This window comes from Flagellimonas chongwuensis, from assembly GCF_013376415.1.
Lineage (GTDB): Bacteria > Bacteroidota > Bacteroidia > Flavobacteriales > Flavobacteriaceae > Flagellimonas > Flagellimonas chongwuensis.
Genome location: NZ_WYET01000004.1, coordinates 1123658 through 1148760, shown reverse-complemented (window position 1 = coordinate 1148760; position 25103 = coordinate 1123658). Strand labels below are relative to the sequence as shown.

Here is a 25103-nt window from a genome sequence, read left to right as displayed (position 1 = left end):
GGGTGCCACAGGACGTCCTTGACCAGCACGGGGTGGCCTACGACGAGGAATGGCTGGCCAAGTGCGTGGACCAGAGCAAGCGGGGCGTCATCGCAGAATGGGACGAAGACGGTAATTTGATCACATGATTTATATAGAATAGCCGAACCTTCTTTATGGAAAATAGTACATAAAGTGGATTTGAGTTAGTTTAGTTAATTTGATGCAGGCTCCTTAAAGGGGCCTGTTTTTTAAGTATAGTCGAAGAAATTGGAACAAGCCTTTTGAGAGTTGTTGTTTTAGGCCAATTGTTTTTCCCGGGTTTGATAATTAGAATATCAAAATTTATTATTATGTTCGTACATAATAATAAAACATTCCCATATTTATTTAGAAGAAATAATTGCTGAACAGCCAACAAGCGGGTATTTCATCTCTTTTAACCAATACCATGAAAATTAAACAACCTTTACTGTTTCTATGTATATCCGTGATATTAAGTTCTTGTAAAACGGATAAAACCAAATCAGATAGTGAATCTGCACATCTTGATAGAACACCTTACGAATATGTTAATACATTTATAGGGACAGCGCCTCTGTTGGATGAGGAGATTATCGGATATACTCCTCCAAAGGATTGGAGGGTTTGGGCAGGTTTGACTTATCCAGGATCATCATTGCCAAACGCTATGGTACAGCTAAGCCCAATCACGGAATATGGTACAGGAGCAGGTTACGAGTATGAGGATACTGAAATTTTAGGATTTGCCCATACCAACAAGGGACACTGGAATTTATGTAATCTACCAGTTCTGCCTATTTCTTCCCGAGCAAAAGCTCCCTACAAAGGCACTTTTTCACATGATAATGAATCGGCTTCCCCCGATTTCTATCAGGTTTATTTACAGAATTATGATATCAATGTAAGATTGACTTCAACACTTAGGGCCGCCATTCATGAGTATCATTACGGGGAGGCTGATGGAAAAAGAATATTGTTTGATTTGGGAAAGGCCAATAACCATGTTTCCGATTGGGAGATTTCCAAAGTATCATCCAACGAAATCAGTGGTTTTCAGAAGGTGGGAAAGGATAAAATTCATTTTTTCGCCCGAATTGATTGTGATATTGATAGCATTGCATTGACCAACCTTGGAGAATCCAAAGGATATGCTATTGTGGATTTAAAGGAGAACAGTAAGGAAAAGGTGACCATGAAAATTGGATTGTCCTATGTTAATGTTGAGAATGCAAAGCTGAATTTGGATGCAGAAGTTGGCCCTAAATCTTTTGATGATGTGTTTGGAGCGGGTAAAAAAATATGGTCGGATTTTCTAAATCAAATTGAGGTTACAGGCGGATCCGAAAAGGAAAAGGAAATATTCTACACCTCACTTTATAAATCTTTTTTATGGCCAGCATTAAGAAGTGACAGCAATGGAGACTTTGTGGATGCTTCGGGTAATATTAAGAATAAGGATTTTCAGTATTACACCATACCTTCATTATGGGATACCTATAGAAATAAAGTAGTGTTGATGGAAATTTTGAGGCCGGAAGTAACATCGGATGTCATTGAATCGCTTATCGACAGGGGAAAGGTTACTGGATTTATCCCCACATTTTTCCACGGAGATCATGCAGCATCTTTCATAACGGGGTCTTATTTGCGTGGCATAAAAGATTTTGATGTGCAAAAAGCATATGAGCTTCTACTTAACAATGCATATAAAGAAGGGGGGACTCGTCCGTATATAACCGAGTATATGGAACTAGGATATATTTCAGACCCAAAAATAGAGGAACCGAACACGGAATCAAAAGGAAAAGCAGGGGTGTCCAAAACCTTGGAGTTTGCCTACGATGATTACTCACTTTCGCTATTGGCAGAAGAAATGGGGGATTCGGAACGGCAGGTAGATTTATTTGATAGATCTAACAACTATAAGAACGTATTCGACCAGAAAACCAATTTTATGCGGGGTAGATTGGCAAATGGAGATTGGATCACTCCCTTCAATCCAGAATACCCGTATTACGAGTATATGTACAGAGAGGCAAATGCCTGGCAGGTTTCCTTTTTTGTGCCCCACGATATGCATGGCCTTATTGACCAATACGGAAGCAGTAAAAAGTTTGAGGAGAAATTGGACTCCCTCTTTACCTATAAATGGAACCCCAACTATATTGCACGAAATGTTTCGGGGTTTATGGGGCAATATAGCCAAGGAAACCAACCAGGGCACGAGGCTCCGTTCTCTTATTATTTTATTGAAAAGCCAGAGAAATCCCAAGCGGTCATCGATAAATTATTGTCCGACTATTATGGAATTGGTAAAGAAGGTCTGGCACTTTCCGGTATGGATGATGCCGGGGAAATGTCTTCTTGGTATGTATTTAATGCATTGGGTCTATATCCGTTTTCTCCTACGGACCCCGAATATCTGGTTACTGTTCCCATTTTTGACACGGTAACCTGGCACTTGAAGGGCAATAAGATTTTGAAGCTCACAAGGGAAGGGGGGACGAGAGAACTCGAAGAGATACATGTCGATGGAACAAAAATAGATGGCTACTTTATTGATCATTCCATATTTGAAAGGGGAGGAGAGGTTTTAATTCGAACAAAGAATTAATAGCAAAGTTAATTGCCATGAAACAAATACCTTAGATAGAACAACCGAAACTCATTTAATAGATTATGAAATCATATCTTTTACAAACAGGACTGTTATTCCTTCTTTTGTTGACTAGCTGTAAAATGGAGGAAAGAAAAGTCGGGTCGGACAAGGGTTCCGAAGCCATTTTAAAAACTAGATGGACAGACCAAGTAGACCCAAATCATGTTTTGCCCGAGTATCCCCGACCTATTCAACAACGTAAGGAATGGATGAATCTGAATGGATTTTGGCAAGTTGATACTTCTCCAAAGCAAGACATTCCTTTTGGTACGGCACTTTCGGATACTATTTTAGTTCCATTCGCAGTGGAATCCTATCTCTCCGGAGTGCAAGAAAAAACGGATGACCTCCTCTATCGCAAAACATTTAAGGTACCGGAGGATTGGGATGATCAAGTCATATTGAATTTTGAGGGGGTCGATTATCACGCAACCATTTATGTCAACACACAAAAAATTGGAGAGCATAAGGGTGCCTTCGACCACTTTTCATTTAACATCACCAAGTATTTAACTAAAGGTGAGCAAGAATTGATGGTCAGGGTTCATGATGCTTCCAATGATGGATTACAACCCGTAGGAAAGCAGGTAAAGAAGCCTGAAGGGATTTTTTATACTTCCACGACCGGTATTTGGCAAACGGTATGGGTCGAACCAGTTTCGTCCAACCACATTCAATCCTTCAAAGTGGAATCGGATATCGATAAAGGTCAAATTGATTTTTTTGCTGAAGCCACAAAAGGAAATGGAACCATCAAGTTGGTCCTAAAAGATGGAGAACAATTGGTTGCCGAAACAGAAGGTTCTCCAGGAGAGCATATTATACTTCAGGTCCCAGAGCCGAAATTATGGAGCCCAGAGCAGCCTTTTCTGTATGATTTGGAAGTACAATTGGTCAATGATGATTCCATTACCGATGAGTTTTCCAGCTATGTGGCCATGCGTAAAATCAGTTTGGGAAAGGATAAAAACAATGATACCAAGATTCTATTGAACAACGAACCCTATTTTCAGGTCGGTGTGCTGGATCAAGGATACTGGCCGGATGGCTTGATGACCCCCCCTACAGAAGAAGCTTATATATGGGATATTGAAACCTTTAAAAAGATGGGCTTTAACTTGTTGCGCAAGCATGCGAAAACCGAAAGTCAACGATGGTATTACCTATGCGATAAATTGGGAATGCTGGTTTGGCAAGATATGCCGCAAGTTTACCCACACGAAGATTTTGAAGAAAGGCTTACCCCGAAAGACAAGCAGCAGTTTGAAAGTGAACTCAAAGCCATGGTGGATGACCTTTATAACTACCCGAGCATCGTGATGTGGGTCGTTTTCAATGAAGGGTGGGGACAGTACGACACAGAAAGGCTTACCCATTGGGTAGAAGATATGGATGAAACAAGATTGGTGAGCAATGCCAGCGGCTGGACAGATCATAACGTGGGGGATATTATTGACATGCACAGCTATCCCGGCCCTGATATTTACCCGGTGGAAGAAGAACGGGCGACCGTATTGGGAGAATTTGGTGGCCTTGGATTGGCGGTTCCAGAACATCTGTGGCAGTCGAACAATTGGGGCTACCGTGAAATGACAGATACCTTGGAATTTAAAAACTCTTACGCAGAGCTGTGGGACAATGTATGGCAAATGAAGCAGGACAAGGCCGCAAGCGCAGTGGTGTACACGCAGCTATCCGATGTGGAAGGAGAAGTAAATGGTCTGGTCACCTATGATCGCGAAGTCATAAAATTGCCAATGGATTTCCTTTATAATATTCATAACGATAATATGGTTTCCCCGGTAGTCATTTCTTCCGATCACTCTATGTTTTTGGATCATGAGAAAATCTCATTGGCAAATCGAAAAGGAGAGACCATATACTATACGCTAGACGGTTCAGATCCAACAGAAAGTTCAAATATATATACCAAACCAATACAGATTAATGCAACATCTTTGCTGAAGGCGAGGTCTATCAATGGTGATAAGAAGAGTAAAGTTACCCAGAAGCGGTTTGAAAAGGCTGACTCCTTGAATCCACCACAGTTTCAACTGGGTGAAGATTTTCAGAAGGGCTTGAAATATTCCTATTATCAAGGGCAATGGGATTATCTCCCAGATTTTAGTCAACTTGAATCATTGAAAACGGGTATTGCAGACGGCATTGATTTGAACAAAGCAACTCGGGAGAGCGATTTTGGCTTGACTTTCGATGGGTACGTTCGCCTTATGGAGGATGGTATTTATACCTTTCATTTGACGTCGGACGATGGTTCCATGCTATGGATCAATGATAAGAAGGTCATTGAACATGATGGGCACCACGCCATGGATACCAAAACGATAGATCTACCGCTTCAAAAAGGATATCATAAACTAAAGCTCCATTATTTCCAAGCTAAGGGTGGATTAGGATTAGATGTAAAAATCATAGGACCGGATGGCAAGGATTTGTCAAACGACAACTATGTACATAACTAATAGAGTATTCCCAAGTTTTTTTTAAATGTTATGCATATAAATGAAAAACGTTGATATAGTGTTATTTTTGATTGTATGTGCAAACATTAAAAAGCCGTATTATAATATAGATGCCAAATGAAATTTGAAATAGACCACAAAAGTCCAGTTCCCTTGCACGCCCAAGTTGAGCAATTGCTCCGTGAATTAATAGCGCAGGAGGAATACCAAAAAGGAAAGACACTTCCCAGTGAAGTTGAATTGAGCAAACGATTGGCAATCTCTAGGTCTACGGTGAGGCAAGCGGTCAAAAAGCTTGTATTTGAGGGACTGTTGGTCAGAAAGAAAAAGGCAGGTACTCGAGTTGCACCACAGCCTGTAAGTTCGCGTTCCAATAATTGGTTGAGCTTTTCGCAGGAAATGAAAGTAAGGGGGATTCCGATAAGGAATTTTGAGCTGCATTTAACTTGGGTAAAGCCCCCTTCCAATGTTGTTGATTTTTTTAATATTCCCGAAGATAGAAAAGTTCTTAAGATGGAACGGGTAAGAGGAAAGCCAGATGAGCCTTTTGTTTATTTTGTATCCTACTTTCATCCCCGAATCGGGCTAACAGGGGAGGAGGATTTTAAAATGCCCCTGTATGAAATGCTTGAACAAGAGCATTCAACAATAGCATCACTATCTAAAGAAGAAATCAGCGCAACAGCATCCAATGAGTTGGTATCCCAAAAACTTGAGATTGAAATAGGAACTCCTGTGTTGTTCAGAAAACGATTTGTTTTTGATCAAGGAGAACGACCCATTGAGTTCAATTTTGGCTACTATAAATCCGATAGTTTTATTTATTCGGTTGAAAGTAGTCGATAGGGAATTGTTAAATTCCTAATATTGTCCTCGATAATCAAACACTTTCCAAATTACAAAAGCAACTTTTTATCAAAACATCATGATTTAAATAAAATAAATTATTATGTTTGTACATAAGTACATTATAATTTATTTATTGATTTAATGATTCAGAACCAAGAAAAAAGCAAAAGCACATTGGGAATAAAGCGTAAGACCGACCAATATATATTACCCCCTACTCAAGTTTCAAGCCTGCATCAAGAGGGCCACTATGATATTTACCCGCGGCATCAGATGGAAAGCGGAAAAATTTTCGAAGGTTATGAAGGGCTTGCAGATTTTATCATCAAACACAAAACAGTTTGCCTTGATGGATTTTCAGGAGTGGCATGGGAGATTGTGGTACATAAAATATGTGATGCCGTTAAAAGCAAGGGTTTTACAGTCAATGCCATCGCAATTAAGGCATGTTTAAAGGATGAAAATAAAATTGCATCCATGGTCGATCCCTTTTTAGGGGAAGAGGAATCGGTATGGGGGAGAAAATGTGATTTTTACCTTTTGGATTATTTTGATAGGGAAAAGCTCAAGACTGTCAAGCCCAATAATCAAAGTGTAATCAATATAGTTTACGGGAGCGGTGCCAGTTTAGTAGATTGGGATTGCCCGTTGGTTTATTTTGATTTGCCCAAAAATGAATTGCAGTACCGAATGAGGGCTGGTTCAGTAACCAATTTGGGTATATCCACTTCCAATGTGGATTTTAAAATGTACAAACATTACTACTTTATTGATTGGGTAGTTTTGAACCAAGAAAAAGAGAGATTGGCCTCCAAAATAGATGTCATTGTAGATGCACAGTTCCAAGATACAATTACATGGTCGCACATGAACGATATCAAGGAAGCCCTTAAAGTGATGGCCGCTTCTGTATTCAGGGTAAGGCCTTGGTTTGAACCAGGAGCATGGGGAGGTGAATGGATAAAGGGGCACATACCTGGTTTGAACAAAGATGTCGTCAATTATGCTTGGGCATTCTCTTTGATCGTTCCCGAAAATGGACTGCTTTTTGAAAGTGATGGCAACCTTCTCGAGATTTCTTTTGATTTTCTGATGAACCAAGAATCCAAAAATGTGTTGGGCAAGCATCAAGCAACCTTTGGAACCGAGTTTCCCATTCGCTTCAATTTTTTGGATACCTATGAAGGAGGGAATCTATCCATCCAATGTCACCCCAGCCTTACTTACATTCAGGAAGAATTTGGGGAGAATATAACACAGGATGAATGCTATTATATTTTGGATTGCAAGGAAGACGCCTGTGTTTACCTCGGTTTTCAAGAAAATATTGATCCTCAAAAATTCAAAGAGGACCTTGAGCGCAGTCAAGAGGAAAATATTGAATTGGACATTGTGGACTACGTGCAAAAGCATCCTTCCAAAAAGCATGAGCTTTACCTTATTCCTAATGGTACCGTACACAGTGCGGGATCGGGGAATATGGTATTGGAAATCAGCGCCACCCCATATATTTTCACCTTCAAAATGTACGATTGGTTACGATTGGATCTCAATGGAAAACCACGTCCAATCAATATCGAGCACGCCTTTAAGAACTTGAATTTTGATAGAAAAGGAGAAAATGTCACCAATGAACTTTTCTCTAAAACCTATGTGGCCGAAGAGACCTCGGATCATGCCATTACCAATTACCCAACCCATCCCGATCATTTCTATGACGTCAGAAGACTTGAATTCGATGTGTTTATTGAAAGAAGTACCGAAAACTCATGTCAGGTAATGATGTTGGTCGAAGGTGACCGGATTCAATTGGAAACTGAAAATGGTCATGTGGAAACACTTGCTTATGCCGAAACTTTTGTTGTTCCAGCTGCTGCTAAAAGCTTCAAGTTGAAAAATTTGGGTCAAGGTAGGGCCAAAGTCATAAACGCATTTCTAAAATAAATACCATGAAAAACAAACGAAAACGCACTGAGTAGTACAACTAAACGCACACAGAAAACTAAAAATTAGCTTAAAACAAACGTATGAAATCAATAACTAACTTTTTAAGGAATGGATGCCATTTTTGGAGGTTCTTTTCGGGAATTCCTTCAAATGAGCTGACAGTTGCACCAGCAACGGTGGACAGCAAGAGAGGCTTTGTTGTAAAAAGATCTTATGCTACCGTAATTTTGCTGGCGCTTTTCACCTATGGTGGATTCGCACAGGAAATTAACGTTAGTGGTAAGGTAACAGATGAACTGGGACCCATATTTGGGGCCAATGTCCTTGTTATGGGAACCACCAACGGAACCAGTACCGGTATGGAAGGGCAATTTTCCCTTACTGCAAACAAAGGGGATGTCCTACTTGTATCATATATTGGATATAAACCGCAAGAAATCATGGTTGAAGGCGATACGCCGCTGACCATAATGCTTGAATCGGATACCTCGAATTTGGACGAGGTTGTAGTGGTTGGGTATGGTACGGAAAAAAGGGCAGATCTTACTGGGGCCATTAGTACCATTGACGAGCAGGCCATTCAGGGAAAGCCTGTGAGCAATTCCTATCAGGCGTTACAAGGAGAGTCGCCAGGATTGATTATTCAAAATACAACATCTAGACCGGGCTCTGTGCCGCAGATAAACATTAGGGGTGTAAGTACCATTAATGGAAACACTCCCTTAATTGTAGTTGATGGTGTAATTGGTTCTCTAAATAATGTGAACCCCAACAATATTGAGAGTATAAGTGTTCTTAAAGACGCTGCCTCATCCGCAATTTATGGTTCCCGTGCGGCCAACGGTGTGATATTGGTGACTACTAAAAAAGGGAAGTCGGGAAAGCCTGTATTTCAATACCAAGGATCTTATGGAGTGCAAACACCTACCAATTTTCCTGAATTTGCCTCTTCCTGGGAATACGCCACATTACGTAACGAGGCTTTGGTAAACTCTGGTTTTCAACCTGCGTTTACACCGGAACAGATTTTGGATTACAAAGAAAATGGTCCCAATGTATACTGGAACCGTGAAATTTACAAGGATATGGCACTGCAAAGTAGCCACAACCTGTCCATGAGCGGTGCAGAAAATGGTCTTAACTATTTGGTGTCGCTCGGCTATGTGGATCAAGAAAGCATGTTCAAAGGTCCTGATTACGGCTATCAACGATATAACGCCAGAATAAATTTGGAAAAACAGGTCAATGATAAATTAAAGTTGGGCGGACGTATGTCATTTGCTAGAAATGATATCAAGGACAATGCATATTTTGAAGAGTGGATCATAGAGCCCACTATGCGTATACCTCCCATTTATGACATTGTGGACGAAAATGGTGATTACACGCTTGTAAGCGGAAGTAACAGCAATCCTTTGGCGCAACTTGAGGTAGGGGGAACCACCAAATATCAAAACGATGAGTTTTTGGGGAATTTTAGTATTGAATATGAACCCGTTGAAAACCTGATTCTTAAAGGGGTGCTGGGAGGTAATCTAACCAGCAATAAAACGCATCAGTTTAGAAAGGCAATAGACTTTGCATACCCAGGAGGGGGAAACAATGAAAATTCAGTAACCGATAATTATAATAGGTCCCTGTATTTAAATCCTTTCTTGACGGCTAGTTACAGCAAGGATTTTAATGAAAAGCATAGCTTCAACATGATGCTGGGAGCTTCGTCCGAAAGTTTCAAAAGTGAGTTTTTTGGTGTTACGGGAATCGATATTCCTGGAAATGAGTTTGGAGTAATCAGCAATGCCAGTGATATCCAGAGTGCCAATGGTTCTGGAAATGAATGGTCTATCCAATCCTTCTTTGGTAAAATTGGATATTCCTACGATAGTCGATATCAAATCAATGGTAATATTAGATACGATGGGTCGTCCAGATTTTCATCGAAGAACCGTTGGGGTGTCTTCCCTTCGATTTCTGCCGGATGGACCATAAGCAATGAAACTTTTATGGAATCCGTTGATTTTGTCTCTTTTGCCAAAGTAAGGGCTTCATGGGGGCAGTTGGGCAATCAGGATATCAACGATCTATATGGCTATCAAAGTTTGGTTAACATCAATAGTAATGTTTACAGTTTTGGTGGCGTGCCTGTTTCCGGATCTTATTACTCCGTAAGCAACAGTAATAGGACATGGGAGACATCAACCATGAAAAACTTGGGTATAGACCTATCCTTGTTCAATAGAAGCTTTGATGTAACCGTTGAGTTGTTTGATAATCTCACCGAGGATATATTGCTCCAATTGCCAGTTCCGGGGACTTATGGTCTAGGACAACCTTTCCAAAATGCCGGATCGGTACGAAACAGAGGTTGGGAATTGAGTTTGGGTTATAGGTTCCAAACAGGTGAAGTTGACCATTCATTGAATATTAATGTTGCTGATAACAAGAATGAGGTTGAAGACCTCAGAGGTCGCGAGTTTATAAATGGTTTTGATGTCAATACCATTTTACGGGAAGGATATTCCATCAATTCTTACTACGCGTTGAAGAGCGATGGTTTTTTTAACACAGATGAAGAAATCGCCAATAGCGCTACTCCAATTTTTGTAAATGATGTAGATCCCGGGGATATCAAATATGTTGACCGCAATGGAGATGGACAAATCGATTATGACAACGACCGTTTTATCCTTGGCAACGAATTTCCTCGATATACCTACGGCGCAACGTATGCCGCCAATTGGAACGGGTTTGATTTTTCAATCTTTGTTCAAGGTGTGGGACAGCGAAAACAATGGTTGCGGGGAGAGGTAATTGAGGCGTTCCATAACAGTAACGAAGGACCGGTGTTCAATCGTCATCTTGATCGTTGGACCCCACAAAACATGGATGCTTCATATCCAAGGCTTACAGTCGGTGCAGAATCGGTGAACAACGCGGCAAAATCTGATTTCTACATTTTTGATGCCCATTACCTTCGAATCAAGAACATTCAATTGGGGTATACCATACCCGATCTAGCAGTTGAGAAAATGGGACTGAGCAAAATCAGATTGTACCTCACCGGCTTGAACATAGCCACATTCAGTCCGTTGAACGCTATTGGCGTAGACCCAGAGAACACAGGGGCAAGTGGAAGGGTATACCCCGTGTCCAGAATCTTCTCTTTGGGACTTGACATTAATTTCTAAAAAAAAACATCATGAAAAAAATATTTTTATTTCTAAGTGTCATATGGATATTTTCCGCATGCTCTTCAGATTTGGATCTCTCCCCAATGGATTCGCAGAGCGAATTGAATTATTGGGATACCGAGGAGGATGCGCAAATATTCCTGAACTCGATTTATGCTGATTTGATGTCAGCACAAGACTACCTATACTTTAATGCACTTTCAGATGACGCCTACACCAAGGCCATGGAAGAGTACCGTAATATTGCAAGCGGAAGTTACGGCACCGCCAATGGCGTAGTGGCAGGTGTGTGGTCCGGGAGATATGAAGCTATACGTAGAACCAATATATTTCTCAACAACATTAATGAGGTTGAGGAAATCACCGAAGACCAACGAACGGCTGTTACCGCTCAAGCGAGATTTGTTAGAGCTTGGCACTACTTCAACCTAATAGAACTGTATGGCGATGTCCCTCTAATTACGGATGAAATTAGTATAGAAGAGTCGCTTACCCTTGAAAGGGACGATAGCGGGGCCATTTTGGCATTTATTTACGATGAGCTTTCTTCGGCGATAAATGGGCTTCCGAGCAGCTATCCTGCCGATCAAAGTGGTAGAATAACCAAAGATGCGGCAATAGCATTCAAATCCAGGGTTCATCTGTACAATGGAGAGTATGAAATGGCAGCAACATTGGCCGAAGGGCTGTTGGGTGATTATTCGTTGTTTCCCAGCTATGCTGATCTTTTTAAAACAGAAAATGAATCAGCCAACGAAATTTTATTGAGCCTTCAGTACATCCCTACATTTAGGGAACACAACAATCAATATTCATTGATACCGCCTAGTTTGGGAGGGTATGCCAATTTCTCCCCTTTGCAAGAACTAGTGGATGCCTATCCAACCATCAATGGATACAGTATTGATGAACCAGAAGCAAATTATGATGAGAACAGTCCATATCAAAATCGTGACCCAAGATTATCCGCGACAATTATCCATGATGAATACACCATGAAAGATTTTGAAGGCAATGATATAGTAATAGGTACTTCCCCAGGCGATGAACCAGATGGATTGAACTATTCATCCAACAGTACGCCTACAGGGTATTATGTGCACAAGTTCTATGATCCCATGGCCCGGAACCAAGTAAATTCAGGTCTTAATCTAATTTTAATCCGCTATGCGGAAGTACTCCTGAATTTAGCTGAAGCAAAAATAGAGTTGGGAACATTCAGTCAGGCCGATTGGGATGCTACCATCGGAGCCATAAGAGCAAGGGCCGGACTTCAAGGGGATGCGCTTGTGTTTCCCGGAAATGACCAAAACCTGTTAAGGGGAATTGTACGGAACGAAAGAAGAATAGAACTAGCTTTTGAAGCAGGACATCGATTTTTCGATATCAGAAGATGGGAAATTGCCGAAGAAGTGCTCAACGGTTGGGCCCATGGTGTTAAAACAGACGACAGTATAGTGGACGATGGATACATTAGAGTGGATGAGAGAAGCTTTGATCCCGCAAAACATTATTTATGGCCCATTCCTCTTAGTGAGCGAGATATAAATGATAATCTAACCCAAAACCCTAATTGGTAATGAAAACAATACTAAAGTCACTTTTGACATTGATGGTTTTATCCATGACATTGATTTCATGTGATAATGACGATTACACTTTAGATCCTGAAATTGCACTAACGGGTTCCTTGGAAAGCCCAAGCAATAGCGAGACTATTGAGATAGACCTTGAGAATGGTGACAATATCATCTTTTCTTGGACCCCGGCACAGGCCAATGATGGTGGTACCATATTATACACCATAAAGTTCGATAGACCTGGTGGGGATTTTAGCGACCCAATATATACTTCACCTTCCGACAACGGTGGTGGGGCAACCACCTTTACCATGAGCACGTCGCGTTTGAACATCATTGCGGCCGAAGCCGGCATTCAACAATTGGAAACAGGTGATGTGGCATGGACGGTGGAAGCCTCGAGTAGCTATTTCAGGGAAAATTTCACCGAGCCTTCTACACTTAGTTTGACTCGACCTGAAGGACTGGCGATATTTCCGGAATACATGTACGTATACGGTTCAGCTACCGAAGCATCCGATATTCCAAGTGCAGTGGCATTCAAGCAGATTTCCAATCAATTGCCCAATGATAATTTTCAACCTGGTGTTTTTGAATCGGTTACCCACCTTTCCCCAGGCGAATTTTATATCGTTAATGGAAACAATGCTTCGGCGGAAGACCTGACCCATTATTATATCAATTCGGAAGGAAAGATCCGATCAGGGGATGATCCTACTACTTTTGATATGGAAGAGGGTGTGTACAGAGTGCGTATGGATTTGGCTAAGGCCACTATTTCCTTTGTCGAAATTTCTAACATTCAATTGTATATTTTGGCCAATCAAGCGGTTAAGGCAGACCTTGAATACGTCGGAAATCATACTTTTGAAGCTACCAACGCCTATTTTGAATTCTTAACGCCAGAATCCCCCGATGCACCGGATTGGTTAGGTTGGGAGGAAGAACGCTACCGATATCAATTTCAACTGGGAGATGGACAGGTTTCCTATCTGGGAAGTATGCACAACGAAGCAATGAACGGCTCTTTGGTTCCCGGGCTTGAAGGATACAATGGACGACCCAACGGAGGCGAACCGGAATATTACAATAATGTGTATTTCTTGGGACCAGAGGCCGCCTATTGGCAAGGAGCTTGGAAATTTCCAGATGCCTTGAACGGTGCAAATTTTACCGTCAGGGTAGTGTTTGATCCCAAGGCTGAAAATTATTACCAAGAATTAATACAAGAATAATTACAGAATATGATAAGTTCAAAAATTACATTTTTTTGTTCCCTGTTGTTTTTATGGGGGGTCGGTTGTAGCAGCGACCCCTCAATCGAGGATCAGTTGGAAGAAGGAAACGAAGAAACGGAGAACCCGGTTCCTGAAGAAGAGGAATCCTTGAGCCATAAAGAAAAGGCCAAGGCCGTTTATGATATGATTCAATCCCTTTATAAGAAAGAAAATCTATATAAAGAAAATTTCCCGTCACAATCAGGAGATCCTGCTTATAGCTACTTATGGCCCTATGTAGGAATGCTCACGGCTGGTAATGTACTTTATGAACTAGGGTACGACAGGTCTATTTTGGACAAGGAGTTTTCCGGTCTTGAGGCATATTATGATGACAGAAATGTTCTACCCACTTACCAAGCAGCTCCAGTGACCGAGGGACAGACCGATCATTATTATGATGATAGTGCCATTGTGGCCATGGAGCTCATCAAAGCTTACGAGCTTACAGGGGATGCCTTTTATTTGAACAGGGCCAAGACCGTTACAGAATTTATCATGTCCGGTGAAGATTCACGAATGGGAGGAGGATTGTACTGGTTTGAGGCGGAATCCACCAATTGTACAGGAGGGGCCAATTGTATGAAAGCGGCCAATACCAGTGCATATGCAGCTTATGTGACCAGCAAAATGTACCAATTGACCAATGAGTCACAGTACAGAACTTTTGCGGAACGGGTGTACGAGTGGAACTATAATACCTTAAGAGATCCCAGCGATAATCTATATTGGAACGATATCAATATAGCAACAGAGCAAATAAATACTACAAAGTGGACTTACAATGCAGCCTTGATGATTATGGCGGGGGTAAACCTCTATGAAATATCCGATGACCAAGAATACTTGAACGAGGCCATTGCCACGGCACGGTCTGCCTATTCCAAGTTTACGAGCATTGTCAATGGGCAAATATTTTACCAAACCCACGATTCTTGGTTCAATGTAGAGCTATTGTCCGCTTTTGTACAATTATCGGAATATGATTCAAAGACGGATGAATACATAGACGTTTTTATTAAAAACATGGATTATGCGTGGGATAATGCAAGAAATGCCGAGGAACAGTTTTTTGAAGACTGGTCAGGTAATAGTGAAGGCCGTTACTATTGGCTACTTCATCAAGCAGCTTTGATAGAAGCTTACGGGGTCGTGGCCTTATATGAAAATGAATCATAAATAGATGTTGAACGGAAAAACTGTTTTTCCAATAATTGAATAAAAAGTAGATGTTCAGTATAGGAGTTGACATAGGAGGAAGCCATATTTCATCTTGTGCGTATAGCCATGAGAACAAAACCTTATGCAGGGAAACCTTTTCTTATAAGAAGATAAACTCCCAAGGTTCAAAAGAAGAAATATTGACCGGATGGGTAGATGCACTGCAGGCCACCATTAAAGGTCTGGGCAAACCAATAAGCGGCATAGGAGTGGCCATGCCCGGTCCGTTTGATTATTATAATGGAATTAGCAAAATCACCGATGTTGAAAAACTTCAATCCCTATACGATGTCAATCTCCGTTTGGAATTGGCCGATAGGCTTAAGGTTCAGCCCTCCCAGATTAGATTTATAAATGATGCAACCGCGTTCTCCGTTGCCGAGGCGTTGATAGGTAAAGCATCAAAATTTAGAAAAGCAATAGCGATAACATTGGGAACGGGATTGGGATCCAGTTTTCTGTTAAACGGCAAGCCCATCATAAAGGATAAACAAGTTCCTGAAGGAGGTTTCCTTTATAACCAATATTACCGAAACGTGTTTGCCGATGATCTTTTCTCCACAAGGGGAATTATCAATGCTTTTGAAGAAGAGACGGGTAAGAGGCTAAAAAATGTAAAGGAACTTTGCGAATTGGTGGGTGTAGATGCCAATGCCCGTAAAGTCTTTAACGATTTTGGAACCAGACTTGCTGATTTTATCAACCCTTATATTGAGGAATTTGAAGCCGATGTTTTAGTTTTTGGAGGTAACATTTCCAAAGCGTTCGAATTCTTTGGCCCTGCGTTAAAAGAAGCGCTGAAGGGTGTCGATGAGATTTATGTGTCGGAATTTGGGGAGGAAGCGGCGATCATGGGAAGCGCCCTTTTGTTGGATGAAGATTATTATGCAGGCATAGCAGAAACCTTAAAATTGATGTAATGGATACAAAAAAGATGAATTTTAAGGTTGTACTTCCTGTACTGTTGTGCTACATCGTTATGGGGTTTGTGGATATTGTGGGGGTATCCACAGGTTTTGCACGACGTGATTTTAACCTATCACCGGAAATGGCACAGCTCATACCTTCCATGGTGTTTGTATGGTTTTTTTTCCTGTCAATACCCATTAGTGTGCTGCAGCATAATATAGGCAAGCGTAAAGTGTTGCTCTTTGGTATACTTTTTACCACTGTTGGCATGTTCTTGCCATTCATATACTATTCCTATGGAATTTTACTGGTGTGCTTTGTATTACTGGGCATAGGGAACACCATCATTCAGGTTTCCTCAAATCCGCTGTTGCAAGATGTAGTGGCCAAGGACCGTTTTTCCAGTTTCATGAGCCTATCCCAATTCATAAAGGCCATTAGTTCACTTGTTGGCCCATTGATCGTGACCTTTGCCGTATCTCGGTATGGCGATTGGAAACTCGTGTTCTTGGTATATGGCATTACTTCTTCGATTGCTGGGCTTTGGTTAATGCTGACTCCTATTGAAGAATCATCGTCGGAAGAGAGGGCCACCTTTGGTTCGGCACTCAAACTATTGAAGAATCCATTTATTGCTGCCATGGTGCTGGCCATTTTCTTGATTGTTGGGCTTGATGTAGGTATGAACACCAATATTCAAAATCTGCTTACATCCCAATTTGGGATAAGCTTGGAACAGGCATCCATAGGTATAAGTATTTATTTTACGGCATTGATGATAACCCGGTTTTTAGGCGCACTCCTATTGTCCAAAATTAATAATCTTAAGTTTCTGTACTGGTCGTCCTTGTTGACCATTGTGTTACTTGTGGCCCTTGTCTTTTCAACATCGAGCCTGATGGCCCAAGTGGTTATTTTTCTGATTGGTCTGACCTCTGGAAATCTTTTTCCATTGATTTTTTCACTTACGGTAAACAAGATGCCCGAACGTGCCAACGAAATCTCTGGATTGATGATCATGGCAGTTGTAGGAGGGGCGGTTATACCACCGATCATGGGATTGATCAATAAATCCTTCGGAGTTCAATTGAGTTTTGTAGTGCTTGTGCTATCGGCACTATATGTTTTTGTTACATATTATATTATTAAAAAAAGAGGTTAAATGATTTATAGATTTTTAATTGCCTGTGCCATTTTGCTGGTTTCCTGCGAAACTTCCAAAAAAGCTGAAAAAGTAAAGGATATTGCAGAAAGTTCCCCGATAAACTATGTGGACCCGAACATTGGAACCGCCCACAGCCGCTGGTTTTTCTATACACCTGCTTCCATGCCCTTTGGTATGGCAAAATTGGGGCCATCAACGAATGGAAGTCTGGGAAATGAGCAAGGTTGGGAAGCTACGGGCTATGATTCAAGGGACAACACCATTGAAGGATTTGCAAACCTGCACGAGTTTCAAATTGGAGGATTTTTGTTCACTGCCATTACAGGGGATCTAAAAACAACCCCGGGAGATATGGAAAATCCCAAAACAGGCTATCGTTCCAGTTTTGATAGGAAAGATGAAATTGCCCGCCCCGGTTATTACAAAGTAAAGCTTAAAGATTACGATGTAACGGCCGAGCTTACGGCAACAAAACGCGTAGGTTTTCATAAATACACGTTTCCAAAATCTGATAGTGCCTATGTTATTTTGGACATCGGTAACGAGTTGGGTGAAAGTGGCGATGTAAAAGATGCCGAAGTAACTTATAATCCCGAAGATCAAACATTCATGGGATGGGTAATCACGTACCCCAAATATGTGCAAAAGTATCAGCAAGGTGCTGAGGTAAAAATGTTTGTTGCAGGAGAGATAAGCAAAAAGGCAGAAGAGGCAGGAACATTTATTCACGATAAACAATTCAAGGATGTGCTTCATCAAAAAAGTGAAGGTGCTGGAATCTATCTTCGATTTAAAACGGAAGAGGATGAAGCTATTGAAGTCAAGGCAGGGTTCTCCTATACTTCAGCAGAGAATGCATTGGAAAACCTCAATGCAGAAGCTGAGAATTTAACATTTGATGAAGCGCTATCAACAGCAACACAAACTTGGGAAAACGAACTCTCAAAAATCAAGGTCACTGACACTTCAACAGTAAACAAGACGAAATTTTACACAGGTTTGTTCCATGCACTGTTAGGTAGAGGACTGGCAAATGATGTAAACGGACAGTTTCCAGAAAATGATGGAAGCATAGGTCAAATTCCATTGGATGCCGACGGAGACCCAGAATTCAATTTCTATAATACCGATGCAATTTGGGGAGCATTTTGGAACCTCACACAATTATGGACACTGGCATGGCCTGAATACTATAACGATTTGGTACAGACACATCTTGCTGTGTATAAAAATTCCGGATGGATGGGAGATGGCTTGGCCAATTCCCGTTTTGTGTCCGGTGTTGGCACCAACTTTGTGAGTTTGATGATTGCATCCGCTTATCAGGCAGGTATTCGGGATTACGATGTGGAACTGGCTTTTAAGGCCGCTTATGAAAACGAGGTCCGTTACAAAGATAGAATCGAAGGGGCCGGTAAAACGGATTTAAAAGGGTTTGTAGAAAATGGGTATATCAGTTATATCCCGGGCATGGAAACCACACCTGAAGGTTCTGGCTTTTCCGTGTCACATACCTTAGAGTATTGTTTCAGTTCCTATGCGGTGGCACAGTTTGCCAAAGCTTTGGGGAAGCAAAAGGAGTATGAGGAATTGATGGAACTTTCCGAGAACTGGAGAAATCTTTATGATGAACAAACCGATTTCATTAGGCCAAAGGATGACTCAGGTAATTTTCTGGATGATTTTGATCCTTTTGCCCCTTGGATTGGCTACCAAGAAGGAAATGCATGGCAGTACACCTTCTATGTACCGCATCAACCAAAGCAGCTTGTAGAGAAGATGGGAGAGGAGAAGTTTGTAAAAAGACTGGATTCCATTTTTACGGTGTCTGAGAAAACGAAGTTTGGTGGTGAACAGATTGATGCCTTTGCCGGATTGAACTATTTGTACAATCAAGGGAACCAGCCCAATCTGCATATTGCATACCTCTTTAATTTTACGAACAAACCTTGGCTAACCCAAAAATGGATAAGGGAGATTTGTGATGGTTTTTATGGTGTGGAGCCCATTCATGGATATGGGTATGGTCAGGATGAAGATCAAGGACAATTGGGGGCTTGGTACAATATGGCTGCCATTGGCTTGTTTGATGTAAAAGGATTGGTGGATATAGACCCGAGTTTTCAATTGACAAGTCCAATCTTTGATAAAATAGAAATCCAATCAGGTTGGGGAAGTACCATAACAATTGAATCGAAGGACAATCACTCTAAAAATCACTACATACAATCCCTTAAAGTGAATGGTTCGGAGAGCCGTACCAATCAGATACCGCTCGATGTACTAAAAAATGGGGCGAAATTGGAGTATCAATTAGGGCCTGAGCCCAATAAGGAATGGTTCAATTAAAATTTAGTTCAATTAATTTGATTTAGTAGTTTAGTTAGTGCAGGCTCCTTATGGGAGCCTGCTTTTTTGGTCAAGTACATAAATATTCGGGGTGGAATCGGGAACTCTCCTTAAACCATTATCCCTTGACCAAATCATAAAAAAACCATATTGAAGTGACTCAACAAATCAATGGCAGGATAAAGTCATATCAATACGTCAATAGCTACCTTAAACTCGGATATTATCCCTTCTAAAAGGAAGAGTTCGACCTTTACGAAATATGCCTTGGGGAAGTAGTGAACATGGTTCTGGAAATTGAATTGCCATTGTTGCGAAACGTGGATATCGCCTATGTGACCAAAGTAAATTAAGTGCTAACATTTATGTAGGCCACCAAGAATTTAAAGTTGTGGACCAATTCGGAACCTATATCATACAGCCCAAAATGATATTTTTCCCGAATTGCCGAAGAATGAGGACCTGACCATGAGAATGGCAAAGACGGTAGCCTGTCCTATTTTATAAAGCGTTTTGATAGATATGGTAAAGGAAAAAAATATGCCACGGAAGATTTTGCTCAATTGACAGGAAATACCAGGGATACCAAGTATCGTTTCAGTATGGAGAAATTGGTGCCCGTTACCGAAGAATATTTTTCATTTTGTAGCCTTACCCCTTTTAGGACATCGCTAAATTCATAAAAGTATCCTTAATGTCGTTTGTTTCGGGGGAAGAATTCTTCCCCCGAAACGGTTCTTGTATTCCCTGGGCGGCATTTCCCCGATGGATGAATGGGTATGCTTTGTATTGTAATCCTCTATCCATTATCGTGTAGATCTTGATTTCAGGCAATCATAGATTTCGTATTGCGACCTGACTTTTTTGCCATTCTCTCCAGTCTTGACATATTTGCATAAAAGTTTTAGAGCTGCTTTATATTTTGGATAGGTAATCTGGCATTTGATCAACATCTGGACACCCAATCTGTTCCATCACTTGTTTTAGTTGTATTTTTAGAAGGGAAATGGTGTGGTCTCCCCCTGAATTTCCCAAGGCAGCGGTTCCGTACATGAATGGACGACCCATAAAAGTAAAATGGGCCCCACTGGCCAAAACCCTTGCAATGTCAGGTCCAGAACGAATCCCACTGTCCATCATAATGGTAGTTTGATCACCATATTTGGCCACGATACTTTGTAAAGAACTGATTGTGGACCCACCAGCATCCAATTGTCTGCCTCCATGATTGGAAACAATAATACCATCAAGCCCCAATGAGATTGCTTTTTCAGCATCAGAAACTGTGACCACTCCCTTTAAAACCAATTTTCCTTTCCACATATCCCTTATGGCCGCTATTTTGTCCATGTCCATTCGTTTGCTGAATGTCTGGTCCATAAAATACCCCAGTTGTTTTAGGTTCAATCCTTTTGGCATATAAGGTTTCAATACTTCAAAATTAGGCTGACCGTGCCGTAGGGTTTCCATGGCCCATCTCGGCTTGCCCAAAATTTGGAGCATGTTGGAAAAACTCATTTTGGGAGGCATGGACAACCCATTTTTTATTTCTTTTGGCCGAAACCCAAAAACGGGTGTATCACAAAGAAGCACCAATACGGGGCAACCTGCCGCTTCGGCACGATTGATCAAATCGTTACGGACACTATTTTCGGTAGGATGGTAGAGCTGAAACCAAGCATTACCTTCGGTAATTTCGCTGACACGTTCGATGCTGGCCGTGGTCACGGTACTCAAAATAAAGGGGATGTTGTGTTTATGGGCAGCTTTGGCCAATATTTCAGGTGAACCTGGCCACATGAGTCCCTGTAGCCCAATGGGTGCAATTCCAAAAGGAGCGTTGTAGACTTTGCCAAAGAGTTCGGTGGTCATATCCGCTCCGGTATACTTGTCCAAATAATGAGGCTGTAATTCCACTTCACTTATGTCCGAAATGTTTTTTTGTAAACAAACCTCTGCATTGCATCCTCCATCCAGATAGTCAAAAGCAAATCTAGGTATACGTTTACGGGCTTTTTTCCTCAAATCTTTGATTGAGGGATATTTTGGATTGAATACAATCTGTTCTTGATTTCTCATACTTTTTATAAATCAAAGATTTTATCCATTACCACCCATTTATCACCAGGTTTCGCAACGGGAATGGCTCTTTGGTATTCCCCCATGAGGGCCTCCCATTCCTGAACCTTTGGATTTTTGCTATCCGCTTCTTTTTTCCTTTGGAACGAGAAGGAATCATCAACTTCCATTATCATGAACAATCGGTTGCCCGCTCGATAGATCTCCATATGGTGAATACCGGATGATTTTATGCTTTCAATAACTTCGGGCCATACATTTTTATGGTAAGCCTCATAGGTGGCGATGCTCTCCTTATCGTCCACTAAATCCAGTGCCAAACCATATCTTTTTAAATCTCCCATTTTTTTATCCTTTCATTTTTTTTAAAAGTTTTAAACCCAAATGAGGTTATATATGCGAAGCAACATAAGGGTAAAATGAACGAAAAATTGACCTCGGGAACCCCCATCACTTTGATATCGGTCACCCCACTTCCGCCAAGGTCTATGATCATTCCCTGCAACTTGGGCATCAAGGCTCCTCCGACAATGGCCATGACCAGCCCCGCCGCTCCCAATTTGGATTCTTCCTCTGTCAGATTATCAAGGGAAATTCCATATATGGTCGGGAACATGACCGACATGAAAAGTGAAATGCAAACAAGGGAATACAACCCGATCTGTCCTTGCACGAAAATTGTTCCAATGGTCGCAACCCCTGCACATATGGCAAAACACATCAACAATTTGCCAGGGCTGAAAAAACGTAGCATATATGTGCCTATGGCCCTTCCAACTAAAAAGAAAACAAAGGCCAAGAATTGATAATTGGCAGCTGAATCACTGGAAATTCCTTGGGCTTCAGCATATTGATATATGTAGGTCCAGCACATGATCTGTGCCCCTACATACAATACTTGTGCGATTACCCCTGAAACATAACTTGGTCTTTTGAGAAGTGTCTTGCCAATGTCTTTGATAGGGGGTACATCACCATCTCCTTTGGCCTGGGGCATCTTACTGATGGAAATTAGCACAAAGACCAAGAGAATCACAAGGCCCAAAATAACATAGGGGTCCCTAATGACGATTAAATCAGATGTACGAATCATTACTTTTTTGGCCATCTCCAAGGACCCGTAGTCCATGATGTCATCCGATTCCAATTTTTTCAGTATGAATTGTTGGGCCACCAATAACCCCAAAAGAGATCCAATGGGATTGAATACTTGGGCAAGGTTAAGGCGTTGCGTGGCTGTTTCTTTATTGCCCATGGCCAAGATATAGGGGTTGGCGGTAGTTTCCAGAAAGGCCAATCCAAAAGTTAGGACGTATAGACTCAAACAAAAGAACCAAAACTTTTCAGTGATGGCTGCGGGATAGAACATAAGTGCTCCAAGGGCATAGAGAGCCAGTCCGATCAAGACCCCGATTTTATAGGAATACTTTCTTACAAAGTGTGCCGCCGGGAGGGCCATGCAAAAATAACCTCCATAAAATGCCATTTGTACCCATGCCGCTTGGGAATTGGAAAGTTCAAGAACCTTTTTGAAAGCTTGGACCATAGGGTCGGTAACGGCATTTGCGAACCCCCAGAGCGCAAAGAGGGAAGTAATCAAGATAAATGGGACAAGAACCTCTCTTGAAACTGTTTTTGGCTTTTTCATTGTTATGATTTTAGAGGGCACGATCTAAATGGGTATAGCCGCCGTCTACGAAAATGAGCTGCCCGGTCGTGTGGCTGGATTTTTTTGATAGTAGAAATGCAACTGTATTTGCTATTTCCTCGACGGTTGTCATCCTGTTTTCCAGAGGAATGTTTTTGATGATCCCCTTGAATTTTTCCTCTGAATTTTCAAAGGAGCTTATCCACCGTTTATATTGCGGGGTCAAAGCCTCCGCTACGATTACAGCATTGACCCGGATGGAATAGGGAAGTAGTTCCAGTGCCCATTCCCTGGTCAGTGAATTTCTGGCTCCATTGGCGGCACAATAACCAGAGGTATTCCCTTGTCCTGTAAAGGAAGTTTTGGAGCCAATGTTTACAATGCTTCCTTTGTTCTTTTTCAGATGGGGCAGAGCATAATGGGCCATAACGTAATAATGTCCGACATTGCGCTCCAGAGAGCGAAGGAAATCTTTATAATTGCCATGCTCCAGTCCGACACCGTCATTGACTCCCGCATTGTTGACCAGGCCATCGATTCGTCCATAGTGGGCAATGGTCTTATCGATGGCTTTTTTGCATTGTTCGGAATCAGTCAGTTCTACAATGGCATGAAATGCCATGCCCCCTTTTTCTTTGATTTCTTCAACGGTGGAAAGCACATCTTTTTCATTTCTTCCAATAATGACCGGAATAGCACCTTCTTCCGCCAAGGCACAGGAGATTCCTTTTCCAATGCCTTTGTCACCCCCGGTGACCAATATTACTTTATCCTTTAATACTAAATCCATACGCCGTTAATGTGATATTCTGTTTTTAATTTGATTGATCGTCCATCCATACTTTATAAGGTAAGGTTATAAAATTTTATGGCATTCAATCCCATAACCTTTTTGCGAACAGTGCTCGGCAAATGCACCAGATAGTTTTCCACAATATCCACAACTTCATAATACTGGGCAGAGAGAAGGCACACCGGCCAATCCGAACCAAACAGGATTTTATCAGGCCCAAAGGACCCAAAAACCTGGTCGAGATAGGGAACAAAGTCGTTTTTTTGCCATGTGCCCCATTTTGTCTCCGTTACCATGCCCGAAACTTTACAATGAACATTTTTATGTTTTCCAAGTTCTGAGATGTAACTGGCCCATACAGGATCAACTTTTCCATCGATTACAGGTTTTGCCATATGGTCCAATACAAATGCCTGTTCCGGAAAAGTTTTGACAAGTTCCAGGGCAGCGGGCAATTGTTCTTGGTAAATCAAAATATCATAGGCAAGATTGTATTTTCCCAACAAGGAAATCCCATTTTTAAAATTGGGGCGGAGCATGAAATTTTTATCTGGCTCATCTTGAACTATGTGCCTGAGCCCTTTAAGAGCCTCATATTTTGAATATTTCTCGAGTTTAATATCAATATCTTCAGCACAAAGGTCCAACCAGCCCACAACTCCCTTTATAAACTGGTTTTCTTTCGCAAGGTTCAACAAAAATAAAGTCTCCGTTTCGGATTGATCCGCTTGAACGGCGACACAGCCATCAATATTGTTTTTTTGAAGCAAAGGGTGCAGATCGGCAGGCATAAAATCATTTTTAATGATTTCCATGGAGGAATCCATCCACTCATGTATGTTTGGATGATATTTCCAAAAGTGTTGATGACTGTCGATTTTTAGTTCACTCATATAGTTCAATAGTAAAGTACGGACGGCAAATCAACATATTGTTGTTGCTCTGGAAAT

Annotated in this window: 16 protein-coding genes; 11 read left to right on the top strand and 5 right to left on the bottom strand. The window is 41.4% G+C overall.

Annotated elements, in window-relative coordinates; genetic code table 11:
* Positions 1–430 precede the first annotated feature (430 nt).
* The 11 genes from GUA46_RS12185 (at position 431) to GUA46_RS12135 (ending at position 19633) form a co-directional block, all read left to right on the top strand.
* Positions 431–2617, top strand: a complete 2187-nt coding sequence (locus tag GUA46_RS12185) for a GH92 family glycosyl hydrolase (RefSeq protein WP_176620713.1) — start codon at positions 431–433, stop codon at positions 2615–2617.
* A gap of 125 nt (positions 2618–2742) precedes the next feature.
* Positions 2743–5145, top strand: a complete 2403-nt coding sequence (locus tag GUA46_RS12180) for a PA14 domain-containing protein (protein WP_176620712.1) — start codon at positions 2743–2745, stop codon at positions 5143–5145.
* 117 nt (positions 5146–5262) lie between these two features.
* Entirely contained in the window at positions 5263–5991 is a 729-nt protein-coding gene (locus tag GUA46_RS12175; protein ID WP_108244894.1) for a GntR family transcriptional regulator, read from the top strand.
* Positions 5992–6267: 276 nt separating this feature from the next.
* Entirely contained in the window at positions 6268–7938 is a 1671-nt protein-coding gene (locus GUA46_RS12170; RefSeq protein WP_229418495.1) for a class I mannose-6-phosphate isomerase, read from the top strand.
* Between the two features lie 83 nt (positions 7939–8021).
* Entirely contained in the window at positions 8022–11129 is a 3108-nt protein-coding gene (locus GUA46_RS12165) for a SusC/RagA family TonB-linked outer membrane protein (RefSeq protein WP_176620711.1), read from the top strand.
* An 11-nt stretch (positions 11130–11140) separates the two neighbouring features.
* Positions 11141–12712 (top strand): RagB/SusD family nutrient uptake outer membrane protein, encoded by a 1572-nt coding sequence (locus GUA46_RS12160; RefSeq protein WP_176620710.1) that lies wholly within the window; start codon positions 11141–11143, stop codon positions 12710–12712.
* Positions 12712–13947, top strand: coding sequence for a SusE domain-containing protein (locus tag GUA46_RS12155; protein WP_176620709.1), 1236 nt, complete (start codon positions 12712–12714; stop codon positions 13945–13947). The genes GUA46_RS12160 and GUA46_RS12155 overlap by 1 nt, the downstream gene beginning before the upstream one ends.
* Before the next feature lie 9 nt (positions 13948–13956).
* Positions 13957–15168: a glycoside hydrolase family 76 protein gene (locus tag GUA46_RS12150; protein WP_176620708.1), complete on the top strand. Its 1212-nt coding sequence runs from the start codon at positions 13957–13959 to the stop codon at positions 15166–15168.
* Between the two features lie 50 nt (positions 15169–15218).
* Positions 15219–16130, top strand: a complete 912-nt coding sequence (locus GUA46_RS12145) for an ROK family protein (RefSeq protein ID WP_108244900.1) — start codon at positions 15219–15221, stop codon at positions 16128–16130.
* Positions 16130–17281 (top strand): MFS transporter, encoded by a 1152-nt coding sequence (locus GUA46_RS12140; RefSeq protein WP_108244901.1) that lies wholly within the window; start codon positions 16130–16132, stop codon positions 17279–17281. Before GUA46_RS12145 ends, GUA46_RS12140 begins: the two co-directional genes overlap by 1 nt.
* On the top strand, positions 17282–19633 hold the full coding sequence (locus GUA46_RS12135) for a GH92 family glycosyl hydrolase (RefSeq protein ID WP_176620707.1): 2352 nt from the start codon (positions 17282–17284) through the stop codon (positions 19631–19633). It begins immediately after the preceding gene.
* A 915-nt stretch (positions 19634–20548) separates the two neighbouring features.
* Here the strand turns inward: GUA46_RS12135 and GUA46_RS12130 are convergent.
* The 5 genes from GUA46_RS12130 to GUA46_RS12110 are packed head-to-tail and all read right to left on the bottom strand — an operon-like array spanning position 20549 to position 25046.
* Complete coding sequence (locus GUA46_RS12130) at positions 20549–21712, bottom strand: alpha-hydroxy acid oxidase (protein ID WP_176620706.1); 1164 nt, start codon at positions 21710–21712, stop codon at positions 20549–20551.
* Between the two features lie 5 nt (positions 21713–21717).
* Positions 21718–22056, bottom strand: a complete 339-nt coding sequence (locus GUA46_RS12125) for an L-rhamnose mutarotase (RefSeq protein ID WP_176620705.1) — start codon at positions 22054–22056, stop codon at positions 21718–21720.
* On the bottom strand, positions 22044–23360 hold the full coding sequence (gene fucP, locus GUA46_RS12120; protein WP_176620704.1) for an L-fucose:H+ symporter permease: 1317 nt from the start codon (positions 23358–23360) through the stop codon (positions 22044–22046). The genes GUA46_RS12125 and fucP overlap by 13 nt, the downstream gene beginning before the upstream one ends.
* Before the next feature lie 10 nt (positions 23361–23370).
* Entirely contained in the window at positions 23371–24150 is a 780-nt protein-coding gene (locus GUA46_RS12115; protein ID WP_176620703.1) for an SDR family oxidoreductase, read from the bottom strand.
* A 53-nt stretch (positions 24151–24203) separates the two neighbouring features.
* Positions 24204–25046, bottom strand: coding sequence for an amidohydrolase family protein (locus tag GUA46_RS12110; protein ID WP_176620702.1), 843 nt, complete (start codon positions 25044–25046; stop codon positions 24204–24206).
* Positions 25047–25103 lie beyond the last annotated feature (57 nt).

Excerpts from the sequence above, each read along its gene's own strand:
- GUA46_RS12150 (WP_176620708.1), top strand. The coding sequence starts at position 13,957 with ATGATAAGTTCAAAAATTACATTTTTTTGTTCCCTGTTGTTTTTATGG.
- GUA46_RS12170 (WP_229418495.1), top strand. The coding sequence starts at position 6,268 with ATGGAAAGCGGAAAAATTTTCGAAGGTTATGAAGGGCTTGCAGATTTT.
- GUA46_RS12115 (WP_176620703.1), bottom strand. The coding sequence starts at position 24,150 with ATGGATTTAGTATTAAAGGATAAAGTAATATTGGTCACCGGGGGTGAC.
- GUA46_RS12185 (WP_176620713.1), top strand. The coding sequence starts at position 431 with ATGAAAATTAAACAACCTTTACTGTTTCTATGTATATCCGTGATATTA.
- fucP (WP_176620704.1), bottom strand. The coding sequence starts at position 23,360 with ATGAAAAAGCCAAAAACAGTTTCAAGAGAGGTTCTTGTCCCATTTATC.
- GUA46_RS12165 (WP_176620711.1), top strand. The coding sequence starts at position 8,022 with ATGAAATCAATAACTAACTTTTTAAGGAATGGATGCCATTTTTGGAGG.
- GUA46_RS12140 (WP_108244901.1), top strand. The coding sequence starts at position 16,130 with ATGGATACAAAAAAGATGAATTTTAAGGTTGTACTTCCTGTACTGTTG.
- GUA46_RS12180 (WP_176620712.1), top strand. The coding sequence starts at position 2,743 with ATGGAGGAAAGAAAAGTCGGGTCGGACAAGGGTTCCGAAGCCATTTTA.
- GUA46_RS12130 (WP_176620706.1), bottom strand. The coding sequence starts at position 21,712 with ATGAGAAATCAAGAACAGATTGTATTCAATCCAAAATATCCCTCAATC.
- GUA46_RS12175 (WP_108244894.1), top strand. The coding sequence starts at position 5,263 with ATGAAATTTGAAATAGACCACAAAAGTCCAGTTCCCTTGCACGCCCAA.
- GUA46_RS12125 (WP_176620705.1), bottom strand. The coding sequence starts at position 22,056 with ATGGGAGATTTAAAAAGATATGGTTTGGCACTGGATTTAGTGGACGAT.
- GUA46_RS12160 (WP_176620710.1), top strand. The coding sequence starts at position 11,141 with ATGAAAAAAATATTTTTATTTCTAAGTGTCATATGGATATTTTCCGCA.
- GUA46_RS12145 (WP_108244900.1), top strand. The coding sequence starts at position 15,219 with ATGTTCAGTATAGGAGTTGACATAGGAGGAAGCCATATTTCATCTTGT.
- GUA46_RS12110 (WP_176620702.1), bottom strand. The coding sequence starts at position 25,046 with ATGAGTGAACTAAAAATCGACAGTCATCAACACTTTTGGAAATATCAT.
- GUA46_RS12155 (WP_176620709.1), top strand. The coding sequence starts at position 12,712 with ATGAAAACAATACTAAAGTCACTTTTGACATTGATGGTTTTATCCATG.
- GUA46_RS12135 (WP_176620707.1), top strand. The coding sequence starts at position 17,282 with ATGATTTATAGATTTTTAATTGCCTGTGCCATTTTGCTGGTTTCCTGC.